General features: G+C 72.3%; 18 protein-coding genes. 8 read left to right on the forward strand and 10 right to left on the reverse strand.

Translation table 11 applies throughout. The annotated features are described in order from the left end of the window. Nucleotides 1-21: 21 nt before the first annotated feature. The 5 genes from ORI94_RS16825 to ORI94_RS16845 form a co-directional block, all read right to left on the reverse strand. Entirely contained in the window at nucleotides 22-1,005 is a 984-nt protein-coding gene (locus ORI94_RS16825; protein WP_266076108.1) for a glycine betaine ABC transporter substrate-binding protein, read from the reverse strand. Beyond that, the gene (locus tag ORI94_RS16830) at nucleotides 1,002-1,946 is read right to left on the reverse strand and encodes an ABC transporter permease (protein ID WP_266076110.1); all 945 of its coding nucleotides are present in this window, start codon (nucleotides 1,944-1,946) and stop codon (nucleotides 1,002-1,004) included. The genes ORI94_RS16825 and ORI94_RS16830 overlap by 4 nt, the downstream gene beginning before the upstream one ends. Next, nucleotides 1,943-3,151 carry an ABC transporter ATP-binding protein gene (locus ORI94_RS16835; protein ID WP_266076488.1) on the reverse strand — a complete coding sequence of 403 codons (1,209 nt, stop codon included), beginning with the start codon at nucleotides 3,149-3,151 and terminating at the stop codon, nucleotides 1,943-1,945. Before ORI94_RS16835 ends, ORI94_RS16830 begins: the two co-directional genes overlap by 4 nt. Nucleotides 3,152-3,278: 127 nt before the next feature. Then, nucleotides 3,279-3,926, reverse strand: a complete 648-nt coding sequence (locus tag ORI94_RS16840) for an ABC transporter permease (protein ID WP_266076112.1) — start codon at nucleotides 3,924-3,926, stop codon at nucleotides 3,279-3,281. Between the two features lie 34 nt (nucleotides 3,927-3,960). Next, nucleotides 3,961-4,461 (reverse strand): Lrp/AsnC family transcriptional regulator, encoded by a 501-nt coding sequence (locus tag ORI94_RS16845; RefSeq protein ID WP_055572607.1) that lies wholly within the window; start codon nucleotides 4,459-4,461, stop codon nucleotides 3,961-3,963. A 147-nt stretch (nucleotides 4,462-4,608) separates the two neighbouring features. On the opposite strand from ORI94_RS16845, the gene hppD reads away from it, so the two are divergent. Then, complete coding sequence (gene hppD / locus ORI94_RS16850) at nucleotides 4,609-5,757, forward strand: 4-hydroxyphenylpyruvate dioxygenase (protein ID WP_266076117.1); 1,149 nt, start codon at nucleotides 4,609-4,611, stop codon at nucleotides 5,755-5,757. A 110-nt stretch (nucleotides 5,758-5,867) separates the two neighbouring features. Here hppD and ORI94_RS16855 read toward each other — a convergent pair whose 3' ends face one another. Beyond that, nucleotides 5,868-7,325, reverse strand: a complete 1,458-nt coding sequence (locus ORI94_RS16855) for a tetratricopeptide repeat protein (RefSeq protein ID WP_266076118.1) — start codon at nucleotides 7,323-7,325, stop codon at nucleotides 5,868-5,870. A 116-nt stretch (nucleotides 7,326-7,441) separates the two neighbouring features. On the opposite strand from ORI94_RS16855, the gene ORI94_RS16860 reads away from it, so the two are divergent. Continuing rightward, on the forward strand, nucleotides 7,442-8,857 hold the full coding sequence (locus tag ORI94_RS16860; protein ID WP_266076121.1) for an FAD-binding oxidoreductase: 1,416 nt from the start codon (nucleotides 7,442-7,444) through the stop codon (nucleotides 8,855-8,857). Between the two features lie 308 nt (nucleotides 8,858-9,165). Here the strand turns inward: ORI94_RS16860 and ORI94_RS16865 are convergent, their stop codons facing one another. Beyond that, nucleotides 9,166-9,576 carry an SsgA family sporulation/cell division regulator gene (locus tag ORI94_RS16865; protein ID WP_266076123.1) on the reverse strand — a complete coding sequence of 137 codons (411 nt, stop codon included), beginning with the start codon at nucleotides 9,574-9,576 and terminating at the stop codon, nucleotides 9,166-9,168. Between the two features lie 228 nt (nucleotides 9,577-9,804). On the opposite strand from ORI94_RS16865, the gene ORI94_RS16870 reads away from it, so the two are divergent. Continuing rightward, nucleotides 9,805-11,394, forward strand: a complete 1,590-nt coding sequence (locus ORI94_RS16870) for an RDD family protein (protein ID WP_266076125.1) — start codon at nucleotides 9,805-9,807, stop codon at nucleotides 11,392-11,394. A gap of 155 nt (nucleotides 11,395-11,549) precedes the next feature. Further along, the gene (locus tag ORI94_RS16875; RefSeq protein ID WP_266076127.1) at nucleotides 11,550-12,281 is read left to right on the forward strand and encodes an RDD family protein; all 732 of its coding nucleotides are present in this window, start codon (nucleotides 11,550-11,552) and stop codon (nucleotides 12,279-12,281) included. 67 nt (nucleotides 12,282-12,348) lie between these two features. Here ORI94_RS16875 and ORI94_RS16880 read toward each other — a convergent pair whose 3' ends face one another. Further along, nucleotides 12,349-12,654 carry a hypothetical protein gene (locus ORI94_RS16880; RefSeq protein ID WP_266076129.1) on the reverse strand — a complete coding sequence of 102 codons (306 nt, stop codon included), beginning with the start codon at nucleotides 12,652-12,654 and terminating at the stop codon, nucleotides 12,349-12,351. 378 nt (nucleotides 12,655-13,032) lie between these two features. On the opposite strand from ORI94_RS16880, the gene ORI94_RS16885 reads away from it, so the two are divergent. Next, nucleotides 13,033-15,399, forward strand: a complete 2,367-nt coding sequence (locus ORI94_RS16885; RefSeq protein WP_266076131.1) for an immune inhibitor A domain-containing protein — start codon at nucleotides 13,033-13,035, stop codon at nucleotides 15,397-15,399. Nucleotides 15,400-15,523: 124 nt separating this feature from the next. Continuing rightward, on the forward strand, nucleotides 15,524-15,901 hold the full coding sequence (locus tag ORI94_RS16890) for a hypothetical protein (protein ID WP_266076133.1): 378 nt from the start codon (nucleotides 15,524-15,526) through the stop codon (nucleotides 15,899-15,901). Nucleotides 15,902-16,056: 155 nt separating this feature from the next. Here the strand turns inward: ORI94_RS16890 and ORI94_RS16895 are convergent, their stop codons facing one another. Both ORI94_RS16895 and ORI94_RS16900 read right to left on the reverse strand, forming a co-directional pair. After that, a complete protein-coding gene (locus ORI94_RS16895; RefSeq protein WP_266076135.1) occupies nucleotides 16,057-16,644 on the reverse strand; it encodes an isochorismatase family protein in 588 nt (195 codons plus the stop codon). Between the two features lie 68 nt (nucleotides 16,645-16,712). Beyond that, nucleotides 16,713-18,065 (reverse strand): nicotinate phosphoribosyltransferase, encoded by a 1,353-nt coding sequence (locus ORI94_RS16900; protein WP_266076137.1) that lies wholly within the window; start codon nucleotides 18,063-18,065, stop codon nucleotides 16,713-16,715. Between the two features lie 119 nt (nucleotides 18,066-18,184). On the opposite strand from ORI94_RS16900, the gene clpS reads away from it, so the two are divergent. Together clpS and ORI94_RS16910 are read left to right on the forward strand one after the other, a co-directional pair. Continuing rightward, nucleotides 18,185-18,502 (forward strand): ATP-dependent Clp protease adapter ClpS, encoded by a 318-nt coding sequence (gene clpS, locus ORI94_RS16905; RefSeq protein WP_266076139.1) that lies wholly within the window; start codon nucleotides 18,185-18,187, stop codon nucleotides 18,500-18,502. Between the two features lie 98 nt (nucleotides 18,503-18,600). Further along, nucleotides 18,601-19,203, forward strand: coding sequence for a DUF2017 domain-containing protein (locus ORI94_RS16910; RefSeq protein ID WP_266076141.1), 603 nt, complete (start codon nucleotides 18,601-18,603; stop codon nucleotides 19,201-19,203). Nucleotides 19,204-19,531 lie beyond the last annotated feature (328 nt).

The raw sequence follows: 19,531 nt of genomic DNA on the forward strand, positions 1-19,531 counted from the left end.
GGCCCACCTGCCCGGCCGTGCCTACCCCTCCTCGACGAACCCCTCGTCCACCATCCAGTCCAGCGCCACCTGGTGGGGGTCCTCGCCGTCCACGTCCACCCTGGCGTTCAGGGTCCGCGCCACCTCGTTGTCCAGCTCCGCCGTGACCGGGTCGAGGACCTCGGGGATCGCCGGCCACTCCTCCAGGGTGTCGGTGTTGACCGTCGGCGCCGCGTTGTAGTGAGGGAAGAACGTCCTGTCGTCCTCCATCACCTCCAGGTTCATGGACTTGATCCGTCCGTCGGTGGTGAAGACCTCGCCGTACGTACAGGTGCCCTCGGCCGTCTGGGTGTAGATGATCCCGGTGTCCATCTGGGTGACGTTGCCCGCGGCGATGTTCATGCCGTACGCCTTCTCCATGCCCGGCAGCCCGTCCGCCCGGTTGGCGAACTCGCCCTCCACGCACAGGGTCACCGCCGCCGGATCGGACTTCGTCAGCGCGGCCACGTCCGACAGCGTCCGCGTGCCGTACTTCCTGAAGCCGGCCTGGTTCACGGCCAGGGCGTAGGTGTTGTTCAGCTCCGACGGCTCCAGCCAGGTCACCCCGTTCCCCCGGTCGGCCTCGCGCACCGCCTCCCACTGCTCGCGCGGGTCGGGGAGGGGCCTGCTGTTGCCCTGGTAGGTGATCCACGCTGTGCCGGTGTACTCGTACCCGGCGTCCGCGTCCCCGTTCACGACCGCCTCCCGGGAGCCGACCGAGCCCTGGATGCCGGTGCGGTCGACGACCTCGGCGCCGGCCGCCTGGAAGGCGATGCCCATGATCGCGCCCAGGATCAGCTGCTCGGTGAACTCCTTCGACGTGACGGTGAGGGTCGCGCCCTCGAGCGGTCTCCCCCGCCCGATCGAGCCCGGCTCCACGTCGTCGACCATGGGGGAGCCGCTGGTCAGCCCGCAGGAGGAGACCCCCGCCAGCAGCACACCGGCCAGCAGCACACCGGTGAGCAGCGGACACCCGCGCCGCCTCATCCGCCGGCCTCCAGCCCCCGCGGCCGCAGCAGCAGTTCGGCCAGCGAGGCCAGCCAGTCCACCAGCAGGGCCAGTGCGACGGTGAGGACCGAGCCCAGCATCAGCACCGGCATCCGCTGGCTGGTGATCCCGGTGGTGATCAGGGCGCCCAGACCGCCGCCCCCGCCGAAGGTCGCCAGGGTGGCGGTGCCGACGTTCAGGACGAGGGCCGTACGCACCCCGGCGAGGATCAGCGGGACGGCCAGGGGCAGTTCCACACGGGTCAGCACGCCCAGCGGGGACATGCCGATGCCGCGCGCCGCCTCCAGCAGCGTCGGGTCGTTGGCCCGCAGACCCGCGATGGTGTTGGAGAGCACCGGCAGCACGGCGTAGGCGATGATGCCGATGAGGGCGGCCCGGCGGCCGATGCCCAGCCAGATCACCAGCAGCGCGAGCAGACCGATCGCGGGCGTCGCCTGGCCCGTGTTGGCGAACGCCATCACGGCCGGGGCCGCCCTGCGCAGTGCCGGCCGGGTCAGCAGGACGCCCAGCGGGATCGCGATGACCAGCACGAAGAACGTCGAGATCACGGTCAGCTCGATGTGCTGCCGGAGCGCCCTGGTCACCCGCCCGCCGGAGAGCGCGTTCTGGGACAGCGCGTCCAGGTCGGCCTGCGTGAACCACAGCCAGGTCGCGCACAGGACGACGACCAGCACCACGGGCAGGGCCGTCAGCTTCTGCCACGTCACCCGGGAGGCGTCCGCCGCCGCGGACCCGGCCGGACGTCCCGTCGTCCCGTCTCCGGGCCCGCCGTCGTCCCCGCCCCGGCCCTCGTCGTCCCCGCCCCGGCCCTCGTCGTCCGCGTCCTGGTTCCCGCTCCCGTCCCGGAAGGAGAGTCCCGCGGCCTCGTGCCCGCCCGGGGGACGGCGTCCGCCGGGCGGCTGCCGCGAAGAGGCGCTCACGCGTCCGCCTCCCCGCCCGCGCTCTCCTGCTCGGCGTGCGTCCTCACGGCCCGCTGCCCCTCCAGTTCGTGCTGGGCCTCCATCGCCTCCAGCCGGTCGGCCTCCAGCAGTTCGTGGACGGAGTTCATCAGCGTCTCCACGTCGACGACGCCCTCGTACGCGCCGCGCCCACCGGTGACCGCCACCCGGCCGGAGCTGTCGGTCAGCACCGCCTCCAGCGCGTCCCGCAGGGTCGCGTCCCGGGTCACCGTGTCGTGCACCAGGGTGCCCGCGCGGGCCAGCGAGCCCTTGGCCCGCATCAGGTCGCCGCGCCGGAGCCACTTGTAGGGGCGGCGGCGCCGGTCGAGCAGCAGGATCTCGTTGGAGCCGCTGGAGCGGAGCAGGTTGAAGATCTCCTGGAGCGGGTCGTCGACGGTCACCGTCGGATAGTCGGTGATCTCCACGTCCCCCACGCGGGTGAGGTTCAGCCGCTTCAGCGCGGCCCCGGCGCCGACGAAGCCGGACACGAAGTCGTCCGCCGGGTTGGTGAGGATCGCCTCCGGGGTGTCGAACTGGGCGATGTGCGAGCGCTCCCGCAGCACCGCGATCCGGTCGCCCAGCTTGATCGCCTCGTCGAAGTCGTGGGTGACGAAGACGATCGTCTTGTGCAGGTCGTGCTGCAGCCGGATCAGCTCGTCCTGGAGGTGGTCGCGGGTGATGGGGTCCACCGCCCCGAACGGCTCGTCCATCAGCAGCACCGGCGGATCCGCCGCCAGCGCCCGCGCCACGCCCACCCGCTGCTGCTGCCCGCCCGAGAGGCGGCGCGGATAGCGGCCGTGGAACTCGCCCGGGTCCAGGCCGACCAGGTCCAGCATCTCCTCCACCCGGGCCCGTACCCGGGCAGCCGGCCAGCGCAGCATCCTCGGCACCAGCGCGATGTTCTGGGCCACCGTCATGTGCGGGAACAGCCCGCTGGACTGGATCGCGTACCCGACCTTGCGGCGCAGTCTCACCGGGTCCATGTCGGTGACGTCCTCGCCGCCGATGCGGATGCGGCCGCCGCTCGGCTCGATCAGCCGGTTGATCATCTTCAGCGTGGTCGACTTCCCGCAGCCGGACGGGCCGACGAGGATGACGGTCTCGCCCGCCCGGATCTCCAGGGTGACGTTGTCGACGGCCGGCTGCGGGCTGCCCGGATACCGCTTGGTGAGGGCCTCCAGCTCGATGGTCGCGCCGGTGGTTTCGGTGGTTCCGGTGGTTCCGGTGGGTTCGCCGGCCCCGCCGCCGGGTGCCCCGGGCGTGCCGGGCGTCCCGGGTGCCCCGGGTGTGCCGGGCGCCCTCGGAGCCGGTGGCTCAGGCACGGATCCCCCTGGAGACGGTCAGCCGCCCGATCAGGACGTACCCGGCGTCGAACAGCAGCGCGAGGACGATGATCAGGAGAGTGCCCGCGAGCACCTGGTTGAGCGCGTTGCTGCTGCCCAGCGAGGCGATCCCGCGGAAGATCAGGTTGCCCAGGCCGGGACCGGAGGCGTACGCGGCGATGGCGGCGATGCCCATCAGCATCTGCGTGGAGACCCGGATGCCGGTGAGGATCGGCGGCCAGGCCAGCGGCAGCTCCACCCGCGCCAGCCGGGCCGTGCGGGACATGCCGATGCCGGTGGCCGCGTCCACCAGCGCGGGGTCGACCCCGCGCAGCCCGACGATCGCGTTCCGCACGATCGGCAGCAGCCCGTACAGCGTCAGCGCGATCACCGTCGGCGCCACCCCGAGCCCCACGACCGGGATCAGCAGACCGATCATCGCCAGCGACGGGATGGTCAGCAGGGTCGAGGTGGCGGTCGTGGCCAGGTTGCCCGCCCAGTCGCTGCGGTACGTCGCCACCCCGATCAGCACCCCGATCACGGTCGCCGCCACCATGCACTGGAAGACCACGCTCGCGTGCTGGTACGTGTCGACGAGCAGCTGCTGGTGGCGGTTGCCCAGGTACTCCCAGAAGTTCACGTCCCCTCACCCCAGCTCGGCCATGCCCGTCCGGTCAGTCCGGTCCGTCCGGGTCCCCGCCCGGCGGTTCGAGGAGGGCGGCCTGCTCCACCAGCGGGATGATCCGCAGCGGAACGGGGTTCTCCATCACGATCGCCGTGGCGGCCCGGACGATGCCATCAAAACCGACGACACGGTCGATCACCCGCTGGAGATCGGCGTTGGAGCGGGCCACGAGCCGGCACAGCATGTCCCCGCTGCCGGTCGTGGTGTGCAGTTCCAGGACCTCCGGCACGGTCGCCAAGTGCGCCCGGACATCGGCCCCTTGGCCCTGCCGGATCTCCAGTGTCGCGAACGCCGTGACCGGGTAGCCGAGGGCCGCCGGATCCACCTGGGGACCGAATCCGCGGATGACTCCGTTCGACTGAAGCCGGTCCAGCCGCGCCTGCGCCGTCCCCCGCGCCACCCCGAGCCGCCGGGACATCTCCAGCACCCCGATCCGCGGCTCCCGCGCGAGGAGCAGGATGATCCGGCCGTCCAGCCGATCGATCGCCACGCCGGCCTCCCCTCCTGGTCGCCGGCTCGCCCGGTCGCCTGGTCATCCTGTACGGACAGTCCGCCGATCCCGGCATCCCACTGGACAGAATGCCCAGTGAAGACGCGAACTATTGCGCACCTTGCAGAGCTGTCCCACCCTGCACCTATGACGCAGACCACACACCACACTCCCGACACGACCACCCGGCAGGCCGATCCCTTCCCGGTCAAGGGAATGGACGCGGTCGTCTTCGCCGTGGGCAACGCCAAACAGGCGGCGCACTACTACTCCACCGCCTTCGGCATGACGCTGGTCGCCTACTCCGGACCGGAGAACGGCAGCCGCGAGACCGCGAGCTACGTCCTGGAGAGCGGCTCCGCCCGCTTCGTGTTCACCTCGGTGATCAAACCGTCCACCGAGTGGGGCACCTTCCTCGCCGACCACGTGGCCGCGCACGGCGACGGCGTCGTCGACCTCGCCATCGAGGTCCCGGACGCGCGCGCCGCGTTCGCCTACGCCGTCGAGCACGGCGCCCGCCCGCTCGCCGAGCCGTACGAGCTGAAGGACGAGCACGGCACCGTCGTCCTCGCCGCGATCGCCACCTACGGCAGCACCCGGCACACCCTCGTCGAGCGCACCGGCTACGACGGCCCCTACCAGCCCGGCTTCGTCGCCGCCGAGCCGATCGTCGAACCGCCCGCCCGGCGCTCCTTCCAGGCCGTCGACCACTGCGTCGGCAACGTCGAACTCGGCCGGATGAACGAGTGGGTCGCATTCTACAACAAGGTCATGGGCTTCACGAACATGAAGGAGTTCGTGGGCGACGACATCGCCACCGAGTACAGCGCGCTCATGTCGAAGGTGGTCGCCGACGGCACGCTCAAGGTCAAGTTCCCGATCAACGAGCCCGCCGTCGCCAGGAAGAAGTCCCAGATCGACGAGTACCTGGAGTTCTACGGCGGCGCCGGCGTCCAGCACATCGCGCTCAACACCAACGACATCGTGCACACGGTCCGCCAGATGCGTGCGGCCGGTGTGCGGTTCCTGGACACCCCGGACTCGTACTACGACACCCTCGGCGAGTGGGCCGGCGACACCCGGGTGCCGCTCGACACCCTGCGCGAGTTGAAGATCCTCGCCGACCGGGACGAGGACGGCTACCTGCTGCAGATCTTCACCAAGCCGGTCCAGGACCGGCCGACCGTGTTCTTCGAGATCATCGAGCGGCACGGCTCCATGGGCTTCGGCAAGGGCAACTTCAAGGCCCTCTTCGAGGCCATCGAGCGGGAGCAGGAACGCCGCGGCAACCTGTGACCGGGTGACCGGGTGACCGGGTGACCGGGTGACCGGTAACGGGGGGCGGGGGCAGGGCACCGGCGAGCACCACTCCGTGTCCGGCCCCCGCCGGTTCTCGCCGGTCCTCCTCACGACCAGTCCGGCGGCCCGTCCCCGACCGGTGGCTCGCCCAGCCGTTCCAGTGCCGCGCGCGCCTCGGGCACCCGGAGCGGGGAGAAGTACGGGTTGATGCTCAGGGCCTCCCGCAGATGCCGCCGCGCGGCCCCGTACCGCTCCAGCTCGCGCTCGATCATGCCCCGGTGGAAGGCGTGCAGTGCGCTGCGCACCCCGCCGCCGCGCGTCCCCTCCGTGGCCCGCACCGCGAACTCCAGCGCCTCCTCGGACCGCCCCGACCGGTGCAGCGCCCAGCCCAGCGCGTCGGCCACCGCCGTCGACGGCTGCCGCTCCCACTCCGTCCGCAGCAGCCGCACCGCGGCCCGGGGGTCCCCGTGGTCCGCCTCGAACCGGCCGAGGACCAGGTTCCCGTCCGCCCCGTGCGCGGCGGCCTTCCGCACCTGTGAGCGCAGCTGGTCGTAGGGGGCCCGGGCGGCCTGCCGCAGCCCCAGGGACTCGTACAGCTCGCCCAGTTCCAGCGCGTACTCCGGCAGCGGCTGCCGGGCCAGCGCCTCCCGGTAGGCGCTCAGTGCCTCCGCGTTCCGGCCGAGCGCGGCCAGCGCCCTGCCCTGTCCCGCCTGCGCCGCCCGCTGGTCCGGATCGACCCGCACCGCCTCCCGGAAGTACCGCAGCGCGTCCTCCCGGTCGCCGCGCTCCCAGGCCAGCTGCCCGGCCCGCTCCAGGTACGAGGCCCGCTCGGCCGGTTCCCCCGCCGCCGCGACGGCGTCGGCGAGCTGGGCCGCCGCATCCTCCCGCCAGCCCTTGTCCCGGTACACGGCCGCCGCCCGCGCCATCACGACCGGACCCGACCGCAACTCCTTCAGCCGGTCCAGCATCCTGCCCGCCGCCTCGCCGTCGCCGAGCCCGGCGTACGCCTCGATCAGCGGGGGATACGTCGTCCACCGCTTCGGCTCCAGCTTCAGCGCCCGCTCGCCCCATTCGAGAGCGGTGGGATGGTCACCGCGCGCGTTCGCCAGCACCGCCAGCCCGCGCAGCGCCTCGGCGTTGCCCCGCGGCCTCACCTTCAGCGAGGTGCGCAGCGCACGCTCGGCCCGCGAGTACCGCGCGGGGTCCGCCAGCCGCCGGCCCTGCTCCACCCGGGCCGCCCCGAGCAGCGCCCAGGACCGCGCGTCCTTCGGACGCTCCTTCAACAGCCGTTCCCGCTCCTCGACCAGCACCTCCAGATCGGGCAGCGACGCAGGCACCCCGCCGGCCACCGCCGCCTGCGCCCGCACCCCGGGGGCCGGCCCGGGCGGCCCCTCCGCCCGCTGCCCCCACGGCAGCAGCACCAGCACCCCGCCGAGCACGGCACACCCGGCGGCCGCCGAACCGAACCGCACCCGGCGCCCGTGCCCCACCCGCCCGCGGGTCCCGTCCCCGCCCCCGCTCTCCCGCGGTCTTCCGCCCCCGGCCCTCTGTGGCTTGTCGTCCATGGCGCCCACTGTGCGTCACACCATCCGCCGGTACGACGAACCACACCCCGGCCCACCATGCCGTACGTCCGGGTGACGTACGTGGGGTTCACACCGATGGCCCCGGCTGTCACGCTGTGATCGTGAGCCGTATCGAAGCGCGACGCGATGAAGACGCGGTGGCGGCCGGCCCTCTCGTCGACCGGCTGCTCGACGGCCTGCCCCCCGAGGCGGTCCTCACCGACCCCGGCGTCACGGCCTCCTACGCCAACGACATGGCGAGCTTCTGCCCGGCCGGCACCCCGGCGGTGGTCGTCCTGCCCCGCACGGTCGAACAGGTGCAGCACGTCCTGCGCACCGCCACCGCCCTGCGCGTCCCCGTGGTCCCGCAGGGCGCCCGCACCGGCCTGTCCGGCGCCGCCAACGCGACCGACGGATGCATCGTGCTCTCCCTGACCAGGATGGACGCCATCCTGGAGATCAACCCCGTCGACCGGGTCGCCGTCGTCGAACCCGGCGTCGTCAACGCCACTCTCTCCCGCGCCGTCGGCGAACACGGCCTCTGCTACCCGCCCGACCCCTCCAGCTGGGAGACGTGCACCATCGGGGGCAACATCGGCACCGCCTCCGGCGGGCTGTGCTGCGTGAAGTACGGCGTCACCGCCGAGTACGTGCTCGGCCTCGACGTGGTCCTCGCCGACGGCCGCCTGATGTCCACCGGCCGCCGCACCGCCAAGGGCGTCGCCGGATACGACCTGACCCGTCTGTTCGTCGGCTCCGAGGGCTCCCTCGGCGTCGTCGTGCGCGCGACCCTCGCCCTGCGGCCCCGACCGCCCGAGCAGCTGGTGCTGGCCGCCGAGTTCGCCTCCGGCGCCGCCGCCTGCGACGCCGTGTGCCGCATCATGGCCGGCGGACACGTCCCCTCACTCCTCGAGCTCATGGACCGTACGACGGTCAAGGCCGTCAACGACATGGCCCGGATGGGACTGCCGGAGAGCACCGAGGCCCTGCTGCTCGCCGCGTTCGACACCGCCGACCCCGCCGCCGACCTCGCCGCCCTCGGCGCGCTGTGCGAAGCGGCCGGCGCCACCCGGGTCGTACCGGCCGAGGACACCGCCGAGTCCGAACTGCTGCTCCACGCCCGGCGCCTGTCCCTGGTCGCCCTGGAGGCGGTCAAGGGCACCACGATGATCGACGACGTGTGCGTGCCCCGCTCCCGGCTCGGCGAACTCGTCGACGGCGTCGAGCGGATCTCCGAGAAGTACCGGCTCACCATCGGCGTCGTCGCCCACGCGGGGGACGGCAACACCCACCCGACCGTCTGCTTCGACGCCCGGGACCCCGACGAGTCGCGCCGCGCCCGTGAGTCCTTCGACGAGATCATGGCACTCGGCCTGGAACTCGGAGGCACCATCACCGGCGAACACGGTGTCGGCTTCCTGAAGAAGGAATGGCTGGCCCGCGAGATCGGCCCGGTGGGCATGGAGATGCAGCGGGCCGTCAAACAGGCCTTCGACCCGCTGAACCTCCTGAACCCGGGCAAGCTCTTCTGACCCGCTGACCCGCTGACCCGCTGACCCGCTGACCCGCTGACCCGCTGACCCGCTGACCCGCTGACCCGCTGACCCGCTGACCCGCTGACCCGCTGACCCGCTGACCCGCTGACCCGCTGACCCGGTGGCCCGGTGGCCCGGTGGCCCGGTGGCCCGGTGGCCCGGTGGCCCGGTGGCCCGCTGGCCCGGTGGCCCGGTGGCCCGGTGGCCCGGTGGCCCGGTGGCCCGGTGGCCCGGTGGCCCGCTGGCCCGGTGGCCCGGTGGCCCGCTGGCCCGGTGGCCCGCCACGTCCCCCGTACTCCGCGCCGTCACGGGGCGAGCAGCGCGGCCAGTTCGTCGTCGAGACCGAGCTGCTCGCTCTCTCTGCCCGGCGGCACCACCCGCAGCGTCCGCTCCAGCCACGACGACACCTGCGCCGCCGGTGCCTCCAGCAGGCCGTCCCCCTCGGGCGAGCTCAGCGCCACCAGGACGACACCGCGCCCCTGCGCCTTCGACGGCCACACCCGCACGTCGCCGTGCCCGCAGGGCCGGAACACGCCCTCGATCAGCAGTTCGCGGGCGAACGTCCAGTGCACCGGCTGCCCGGAGCCGAGGTGGAAGGTGAGGTGCACGGCGTAGGGATCGTCGGTGCGGTAGCCGAACAGGGTTGGCACCGGGACGTCCCGCTCCGGGGACAGGATGAGCCGCAGTTCCACTTCGTGCTCCACCACGATGTTCATGGCGCGGGTCCTCTCTCTCGTGAACTCTCGTACGCATGCCCGCGAGGGGCCGTCACAGGTGGAGAGGGGGAGGGCCGGGAGCATTACGCGGGTGCGCGAAAGGTCTTTCGTGGTAGCACATCGGTGCCCGAAAGGGGTGGGTCCGGCCGGACGGGCCCTGATGCCCGCGCCCGTCTGATAAATGTGGTTCCCCCCGACCCACCCGCGAGCAGATACGGGACGACGGACATGAGCGCCCCAACCCCGGCCCCCGGCGACGACACGCCGCGTGAAGGCTTCTACCCGGACCCGTCCATTCCCGGATACGTCCGGTACTGGAACGGTGCCTCCTGGGTACCGGGCACCAGCCGTCCGGCCCCGGAGGGCAGCGGTGCACCGCTCGCACCGTCGGTGTCCGCCGGTGCCGCGCCCCCCGGTTTCGCCCCGGCGGTGCCCACCGTCGAGGAGACCGGCCCGCACTTCTTCGACGATGACCCGGTCGACCAACCGCCGCCGTCACCACCAGCAGCGTCTTCTTCCCTTTCGGCTTCCCCGTCCCCGTCCCCGTCGGCTTCGCTCTCCCCGTCTCCGTCCTCTCCCTTCTCCCCGTCCCCCTCGTCGGCCGACTCGCAGCACGGCAGCCGGCCCGAGCCCGCCTCGGCGTGGGGCGCCGACCGCTCCCGCCAGTCCGGCTTCGGCGGGGACCAGGACCGCCGGATCTCCTGGGGCGCGGACCCGGGAACGGCGCACGCGTCCGGCCCGGCGGGCGGCGAGTCCGCGGGCACGGGCGGTGCGGATGCCGGCGCGGCGCCCGCGGGCAACACGTTCGTGTTCCGTCCGCCGACGGCCACGTCGCAGAGCGCGGACAGCGGTTCCGGCGCGGCCTCCGCCACCGCCGCGCCTTCCGACGGTGCGCCCGCGGACGAGGGGACCATGACCTTCCGTGCCGTCGGCCCGCGGCAGGGCTCCGGCGCCGCCTCCCTCGGGCGGCCCGGTTTCGGTGCGGGGAAGGCCGCCGCCGCCCGTGCCGCGGGTACCGCCTCCGGACAGGCGGGCAGCGGGAGCCCGGCCGCGGCACCGGCGTCCGGGCCGCAGCAGGCCTCCCCGGCCCCGGCCGTCCCGTCACAGGCCACCGCACCGGCACCGGTACCCGCGACCGGGCCCGCCCCCACCACGACCCCCGCCCCCACCACGACCCCCGCCTCCGTCCCCGGACCCTTGACGAGCGGTCACGGCGGCGGTCAGTCGTCCTGGGCGCAGCAGGTGCACCGGCTCGGGGACGGGGAGGAGCCGCCGGTCGCGCCGTGGAAGCCGCCGGTCGAGGACGTCTTCCAGGCCGCCGCCAGGCGTCAGGCCTCGGCCCGCCCCGCGGCGCTCGGCAAGCGGCTGGTCGCGCGGCTGCTGGACACCGTGGTCCTCGGCGGCGTCACCGCCCTGGCCGCCGTACCGCTGGGCATCGCGGCGGCGGACCACATCGACGAGAAGATCGACGCGGCCAGGCTGTCCGGCGAGACCGTCACGGTGTGGCTGCTCGACGGCACCACATCGGTCTACCTGGGTGTCGTCCTCGCCGTCCTGCTCCTCGGCGGCATCCTCTACGAGGTGCTGCCCACCGCCAAGTGGGGCCGCACCCTGGGGAAGAGGCTGCTGGGTCTCGAGGTGCGGGACATCGAGGGGCACGACCTGCCCGGGTTCGGGGCGGCCCTGCGCCGCTGGCTGGTCTACAGCGTTCCCGGAGTGCTCGTCGTCGGTGTGGTGGGCATCCTGTGGTGCCTGTTCGACAAGCCGTGGCGGCAGTGCTGGCACGACAAGGCCGCGCACACGTTCGTGGCGGGCTGACCAGGCCGGAGCCCCGGGGAAGCACAAGGGGAGTCACGCGGGGAACCACACGGGGACCACCCTTGCGGACCGGCCGCGCCGGTGGCCGCGGCGCCGGTACTCCGGACGGCGGCTCGCCGGATGCGCGGCCGGGGGGTTCGCGGTCGACTCGGGCCATGAGCACCGAACCGCCCCCCGGCTCCGGTCAGCAGCCGCCGGACGACGACCCGTTCAAGAAGCACCCGCCACCCGGCAGCCGGCCCCCGCCGCAGCAGGGCGACGGCCCCTACGGCGGCGGCCCGTACGGGAGCGGGGGCGGTGACCCCTACAGCGGAGGGGGAAGCCCCTACGGCGGTGGCGGCGGCGACCCCTACGGCGGCGGCCCATACGGGGGCGGCGGCCCCTACGGTGGCGGCGGTGGCAGCCCGTACGGTCCCGGCCCCGGCGACCCCCTCGCCGGGATGCCGCCGCTCGCCGACAGCGGCAGACGTACCCTCGCCCGCATCATCGACATGATCCTGGTGGGTCTCGTCGTCTGGCTGCTCACCTGGCCGTTCGGCGTGAGCGAGTACACCATGGCCGGCGCCGAGGTCAACGTGGGCAAGTCCTTCACCCAGTCCCTGATCGCCGCGGTCCTCTACATCGGCTACGACACCTTCATGACGTCCCGCTCCGGGCAGACCCTCGGCAAGAAGTGGCTGAAACTGCGGGTGGCCGACCTGTCCAACGGCTCGACGCCCTCCGTGCAGACGTCGCTGATCCGCGCCCTCGTGCTGTGGGTGCCCTTCGCGTTCTGCTGTGCCTGCGTGTGGACCGTGATCGCGGGTGGCTGGAGCTTCTTCGACAAGCCCTACAAGCAGGGCCTGCACGACAAGGCCGCCAAGACGGTCGTGGTCAGCGCCGGGTGACGTGGGGCCGGGTGACGTGGGGCCGGTCGGCGGACCCCGGTGGGAGGGAGCCCGCGACCGGCCGGTGTCAGGAGGCCGCCCGCTGGCGGGCGGCCTGCCGCACGGTCTCCCGGGCCACCGGCACGGCCGCCGGTGACGGCAGGGTCGCCCGGACCTGCTCCCGCGGCACCGACCGCCGCACCGGGGCGGGGCGGGACCTCTGCTGAGGCACCGTCATGGCCACCAGCAGTCCGAGGACGAGCGCCGCGACCACGACGAGCGCGATGCCCCCACCCGAACTCGCCCGCGACAACAGCAGCAGGGCGAAGGCGGAGAAGACCACGGTGCACGAACCGTAGGCGAACTGAGCGACAGTCGGACGGGGCATGGCCATCGTGTCCTCGTGAGTCGGGGGTGTCGTCCTGGCGTGCCACCGGCTCAACGGTGTGCCGCCGGGCGACTCTCACCGCGAGGGTGCCCGAGCGGAACGCACAGTAAGCGTGACCTGACCCACGGGGCCGGTGCACAGGGGGCGCACGGAGTCATCCCGACGGCGAAACGGGTCCTCCGTGTCCGGCGGCGGGCCCTCCGTGTCCGAAAAGCGAACCCCGTCTCCGCATAATGTAGTTGAACTGTTCAAGTCAAGGTCTGTTTTTTCTGCTGAACCTTTAGTCAAATGTGGTCACTTGGCTACACGCGTTGATTACGTGTGCGCGGTCATCCGTCACCCGGACCCCACCTTCGCGCGCACGCACGCCAGAGGAGATCTCAAGTGACCAGTAGATCCTGGACGTTCAGAGCGGCCGCGACAGGCGTGGCACTCGCGGCGGTCACCGCCACCTGCTCTGCGTTCACCGTGGCCCAGGCCGACACGACCGACGGGGCCGACCGGCCGGCCGGTGTGGACCGGCAGGACCCGGCGGAGCACCACCACGTCGAGCACGACCTCGAGGGCCCGCTCTCCAAGACGCAGGACGCCCAGCGCCAGGAGGCGCTGCAGCAGGTCATATCCGGCGACTCCTCGGTCAAGGACCGGGACGGTTCGAAGGTCGTCGAGCTCAAGGGCAAGGGCAGGAAGGGCACCGGCAAGTACGTCGAGCTCGGCCGCGAGAAGACCGACAAGATCTTCACGATCCTGGTCGAGTTCGGCGACGAGATAGACAGCCGCTACGGCGGCACCCCCGGCCCGCTGCACAACCGGATCGCCGAGCCGGACCGCAGCACGGACAACTCCACCGCGTGGCAGGCGGACTACGACCAGAAGCACTTCGAGGACCTGTACTTCGGCACCGGCAAGGGCGTCGAGTCGGTCAAGACGTACTTCGAGAAGCAGTCCTCGGGCCGCTACTCGGTCGAGGGCCAGGTCTCCGACTGGGTCAAGGTCCCCTACAACGAGGCCCGTTACGGCAACAACGCCTGCGGCGCCAGCACCTGCTCGAGTGTGTGGAACGTCGTCAGCGACGGCCTGAACGCGTGGGTCGCCGACCAGAGGGCGGCCGGCGCCACCGACGCCGAGATCAAGACCCAGGTCGCCGAGTTCGACGAGTGGGACCGCTACGACTTCGACGGCGACGGCGACTTCAACGAGTCCGACGGCTACATCGACCACTTCCAGGTCGTGCACGCCGGTGAGGACGAGTCCGCCGGGGGCGGCGCCCAGGGCGAGGACGCGATCTGGGCCCACCGCTGGTACGCCTTCGGCAGCGACGCCGGCGCCACCGGCCCCGACCGGAACAAGCTCGGCGGCGCCCCCGTCGGCGACACCGGCATCTGGGTCGGCGACTACACCATCCAGCCGGAGAACGGCGGACTCGGCGTCTACGCCCACGAGTACGGCCACGACCTCGGTCTGCCGGACCACTACGACACCGCCGGCGGCGAGAACTCCACCGGCTTCTGGACCCTGATGTCCTCCGGTTCCTGGCTCGGCCGGGGCGAGGGCGAGATCGGTGACCTGCCCGGCGACATGACCGCCTGGGACAAGCTCCAGCTGGGCTGGCTGGACTACGACACGGCCAAGGCCGCGACGAAGTCCCGGCACAAGCTGGGCTACGCCGAGTACAACACCAAGGACAAGCAGGCCCTCGTGGTCGAGCTGCCCGAGAAGGCGGTCACCACCGAGGTCGTGGTCCCCGCCGAGGGCGAGACGCAGTGGTGGAGCGGCAGCGGTGACGACCTGCGGAACACGCTGACCCGTTCCGTGGACCTCACCGGTGCCTCGAGCGCCGAGCTGACCCTCGACGGCTGGTACGAGATCGAGGCCGAGTACGACTTCCTCTACGCCGAGGCCTCCACCGACGGCGGCGCCAACTGGACGGCCCTGGACGGCACGGTGGACGGGCAGCCGATCTCGCGCGACGGCAGCGACAAGCCGGCCCTGTCCGGCACGGTCGACGGCTACAAGCCGCTGGCGTACCCGCTGGACGCCTACGCCGGCCAGAAGATCGACCTGCGCTTCCGCTACCAGACCGACGGCGGCCTGGCGATGAAGGGCTTCGCGGCCGACCGGATCTCGGTGACCGCGGACGGCACCCCGCTGTTCACGGACAACGCCGAGACCGCGGACGACGCGTGGACGGCGAACGGTTTCTCCCGCATCGGCGCGTCGTTCACCAACGACTACGCGCAGTACTACATCGCCGAGAACCGTCAGTACGTCTCGTACGACACGACCCTCAAGAGCGGCCCGTACAACTTCGGCTTCGCGAACAGCCGTCCGGACTGGGTGGAGCACTTCCCGTACCAGAACGGCCTGTTGATCTGGAAGTGGGACACCTCCCAGGCGGACAACAACACCAGCCAGCACCCGGGCACCGGCCTGGTCCTGCCGGTCGACGCCCACCCGGCCGCGCTGAAGTGGTCCGACGGCACGCTGATGCGCAACCGCATCCAGACGTACGACTCGACCTTCAGCAAGTACCGCACCGACGGCCTCACGCTCCACAAGAACGACGTCGCGACCAGGATTCCTTCGTCGAAGGGGGTGTCGGTCTTCAACGACCGGGCCCACACCTACTACGACGAGACGAACCCGGCCGGCGGCGTCAAGATCACTGACACCAACACGAAGATCAAGATCGTCAAGGAGGCCAGGAACGGCTCGACGATCCACCTCGAGGTAAGCCCCGCAAGGAGGTAAACCGCCTCTTACCAGGTCAAACCGTGATCGGCGGCAACCCCACTGGCGGGTTGCCGCCGATCCGTGTTTAGGTGCGTCCTGTGACGTCCTTATTGACACCTGGCCCGACGGGGGTATGAATTCCATGGCCGCAGGAGGCTTCAGCAAGCTGCCGAACGGCACCGTGGTGGTGGCACTGAACCTGCCCAGCCCCGCCGCCGGCTCCGCCGGCTCCGTGCGCGTCCTCGTGCACGCGGGCAACAGGGCGCGCGCCCTGACCAGGCTGCGCAACCTGGGCCTGCGGGCCGTCTACCTGAGAGGCAACGCGGCCCCTCCGAGCCCCGACGAGATCACCGCGGTGCTGCACCACCCCGACGGCCTCATATGGCGCACGGCCCCCGACGGCCCGGCCCCCGGCAGCACGGCCCTGACCGGCCGGGACCTGCCCGGCCGCGACGACCTGGTGGTCGAGCTGTGGCACCCGATCCGGGCCCTGCTCAGGCGCCCCACGGCCCCTGCCTGACCGGGACCCGCCCGGACCGGCGCGCGCCCGGCCACGGCCTGTCCGGGCCGGGGCGTGTTCGACCGGGGCCTGCCCGGGCCGGAGCCTGCCCGGGCCGGAGCCTGCCCGGGCCGGGGCCTGCCCGGCTCGGCGCGCGGCTCCGGCGAGGCTCGCCCCTACTGCACGACCGGCTTCCCCGCGAGCTCCACGCCCGCCCCGCGCAGCTCCTCGAGCGCCCGTTCGGTGGTCTGAGCCGCCACGCCCGCGGTGAGGTCCAGCAGGACCTGGGTGTGGAAGCCCTCACGGGCCGCGTCCAGGGCGGTCGCCCGGACGCAGTGGTCGGTGGCGATGCCCACCACGTCCACCTCGTCGATGTCCCGGGCGCGCAGCCAGTCGGCCAGCGGCACGCCGTTCTCCTCGGCCCCCTCGAAGCCGCTGTACGCCGCCGAGTACGCCCCCTTGTCGAAGACGGCGTCGACCGCGCCGGAGGCGACCGAGGGGGCGAAGTTCGGGTGGAAGCCGACGCCCTCCGTCCCGGCGACGCAGTGCGCGGGCCAGGAGTGGACGAAGTCGGGGGCGTCGGCGAAGTGACCGCCGGGGGAGACGTGGTGGTCGCGGGTGGCCACCACGTGCTGGTACCCGGTCGGCACCCGTGCGATCAGCTCGGTGATGGCGGCGGCCACGTCCGCGCCGCCGGACACGGCGAGGCTGCCCCCCTCGCAGAAGTCGTTCTGCACGTCAACGACGATCAAGGCGCGGCGCATGGTCGGATTCCTTCGGCTGGAGGTCGGTCGACGAGGGGCGGACGGGGGGCGGGTTCCCGGGACAGCCGTCAGCTACCCGAGTCCAGGTGCAGATACTCCGTCGGGATGACGGGTTCCCCGCGGGACAGCTGGGTCGCGGACAGCGGCAGGCCGGCGCGGGCCGCCGCGTGCCGGGCACGGAGCCGGTCCAGCGGCTCGCGCGCGGTCGCGGTCACCTCGCCGCCCTTGACCAGCTCCACCAGCAGCTGCCGGTCGGCCAGCTCCTCGGGTATCCGCCCGGTGCCGACCACCTCGGCCTCGGCGACGCCGTGCCCGTCCAGCCGCCGCGCGGCCCACTTGCGGCCGCCGATGGACGTCTTGCCGCCGGAGGACCGCTTCGCCACGGGCTCCAGCGGCGCCCCGGCGTCGGCCGACCGGGCGCGGGCGACCAGCTTGTAGACCATGGAGGCCGTCGGGTGCCCGGAGCCGGTCACCAGCTGGGTGCCGACGCCGTACGCGTCCACCGGTGCGGCGGCCAGTGAGGCGATGGCGTACTCGTCGAGGTCCGAGGTCACGGTGATCTTCGTGCCGGTGGCGCCCAGCTCGTCCAGCTGCCGGCGCACCCGGTGCGCGACCAGCAGCAGGTCGCCGGAGTCGATCCGGACCGAGCCCAGGGACGGGCCGGCGACCTCGACGGCCGCGCGGACGGCCTCGGCCACGTCGTAGGTGTCCACCAGGAGCGTCGTACCGGCGCCGAGGGAGTCCACCTGCGCGCGGAAGGCGTCCCGCTCGCTGTCGTGCACCAGGGTGAAGGCGTGGGCGGAGGTGCCCACGGTCGGGATGGCGTAGCGGAACCCGGCCGCCAGGTCGGAGGTGGAGGTGAAGCCGCCCACGTAGGCGGCCCGGGAGGCGGCCACCGCGGCCAGCTCGTGGGTGCGCCGTGCGCCCATCTCGATCAGCGGCCGGTCCCCGGCGGCCGACGCCATCCGGGAGGCCGCCGCGGCGATCGCCGAGTCGTGGTTGAGGATCGACAGGATCACCGTCTCCAGCAGCACGCACTCCGCGAAGCTGCCCTCGACCCGCATGACCGGCGAGCCCGGGAAGTACACCTCGCCCTCCGGGTAGCCCCAGATGTCGCCGGAGAAGCGGTAGTCCGCCAGCCAGTCGAGGGTCGGTCCGTCGACGACGTTCTTCTCGCGCAGGAAGTCGAGGACGGGGCCTTCGAAACGGAAGTTCTCCACCGCGTCCAGGACCCGTCCGGTGCCGGCCACGACGCCGTAGCGGCGGCCCTCCGGCAGGCGCCGGGTGAAGACCTCGAAGACGCTGTGCCGTTCGGCGGTGCCACCGCCCAGGGCGGCCTGCAGCATCGTCAGCTCGTAGTGGTCGGTGAAGAGCGCCGTCGACGGCACCGTCACCGGCAGCCCAAGGTCCGCTGTGTTCATACGACGGATGCTACCCCCTTTTCGTCGTTCTGACGATTTTGGTTCCGGTCCCCGGTGCCCGGGGCTCGGCGGGGGCCCGCGCGGGCCGGTTTGTACTCCCGGCCCCTTCCGGTGGCAGCATGGGCAGTGTGACGTCACCCGCACCCCTGGAGATCGAACGCACCGAGCCGGCGGAAGAGGCTTTCGCCGTGCCCGAGCCCGACGTCCCCTGGATCACCCTCGTGCACAACGACCCGGTCAACCTCATGAGCTACGTGACGTACGTCTTCCAGACGTACTTCGGCTACTCCAAGGAGAAGGCCACCAGCCTCATGCTCGATGTCCACCACAAGGGCCGGGCGGTCGTCTCCAGCGGCACCCGTGAGGAAATGGAACGCGACGTCCAGGCCATGCACGGCTACGGCCTGTGGGCCACGCTCCAGCAGGACCGGAAGTAGCCCGCCGCCCGGCCCGGGAGCGACCCGCCGGCCGGACCGGAAGCAGCCCGCCCATGACCCGCCCCCGCCCGCAGGACCGGAAGTAGCGAATCGCCTCCATGCCAGGACACTTCGAACCGCTCCCCGGCGGCGGCGCGGCCGTCGCCCTCGACGACGTCGAGATCTCCATCATCCGCTCCCTGGCCGTACAGCTCATGGAGCTGATCGGCCCCGGCCCGGCCGCACAGGCGCCCGACGACCCGCTCGCCGAACTCTTCGCCGAGGGCCCGAGCGAACCGCCCGCCGACCCCGTGCTGCGCCGCCTCTTCCCGGACGCCTACGGCGGCCCCGACGCGTCCGCCCCGGCCGAGGACGCCGAGCAACGGCGGGCGCACTCCGCGGAGTTCCGCCGTTTCACCGAGAACGACCTGCGGGCCGGCAAGCGCGAGAACGCCCTCGCGGTGATCCGCTCCCTGGACGGGCTCGCCGCGGCCGGCGGGGGAGGGGCGGTGCTCGAGCTCTCCGCCGAGGAGTCCCGGCAGTGGCTCGGCGCGCTGAACGACCTGCGCCTGGCGATCGGTTCCCGGCTGCAGATCGACGACGAGGACGACACCGACCTCCTCTTCCACCTCCCGGACGAGGACCCGCGCAAGCCCATGGTGATGGCCTACCTGTGGCTCGGCGGGCTCCAGGAAACCCTGGTATCGACCCTCATGCCGTAAACCCGCGGTCATGCCGTAGCGCCGTGCCGAATGTCCGGACACATCCGCTGATCCGTTCGCTCAGAGGATCCTCAAATCCGGATAACGATCCTGTCACCGACCCTTCTGTTTACCGCCCTCGAGCGACCTGGTGTGACGTGCGTCACTCAACTATGCGTAAACGGCGTGGTAAAACCTGGCAACTCGCTTGCGGCGCCGACCCGCCGTGACCGGGGGAAGCCGCTGTGATCGGGAAGCCGGTTGCTGCCGGTGCTCCGTCGCCGAACGGACGACGGCGTCCGTTCATGTCGCAGGTCATGTGCCGGACGTCGTACCGCTCTGCTGCGCC

The sequence above is a fragment of the Streptomyces sp. NEAU-W12 genome (assembly GCF_026242095.1).
GTDB lineage: Bacteria > Actinomycetota > Actinomycetes > Streptomycetales > Streptomycetaceae > Streptomyces.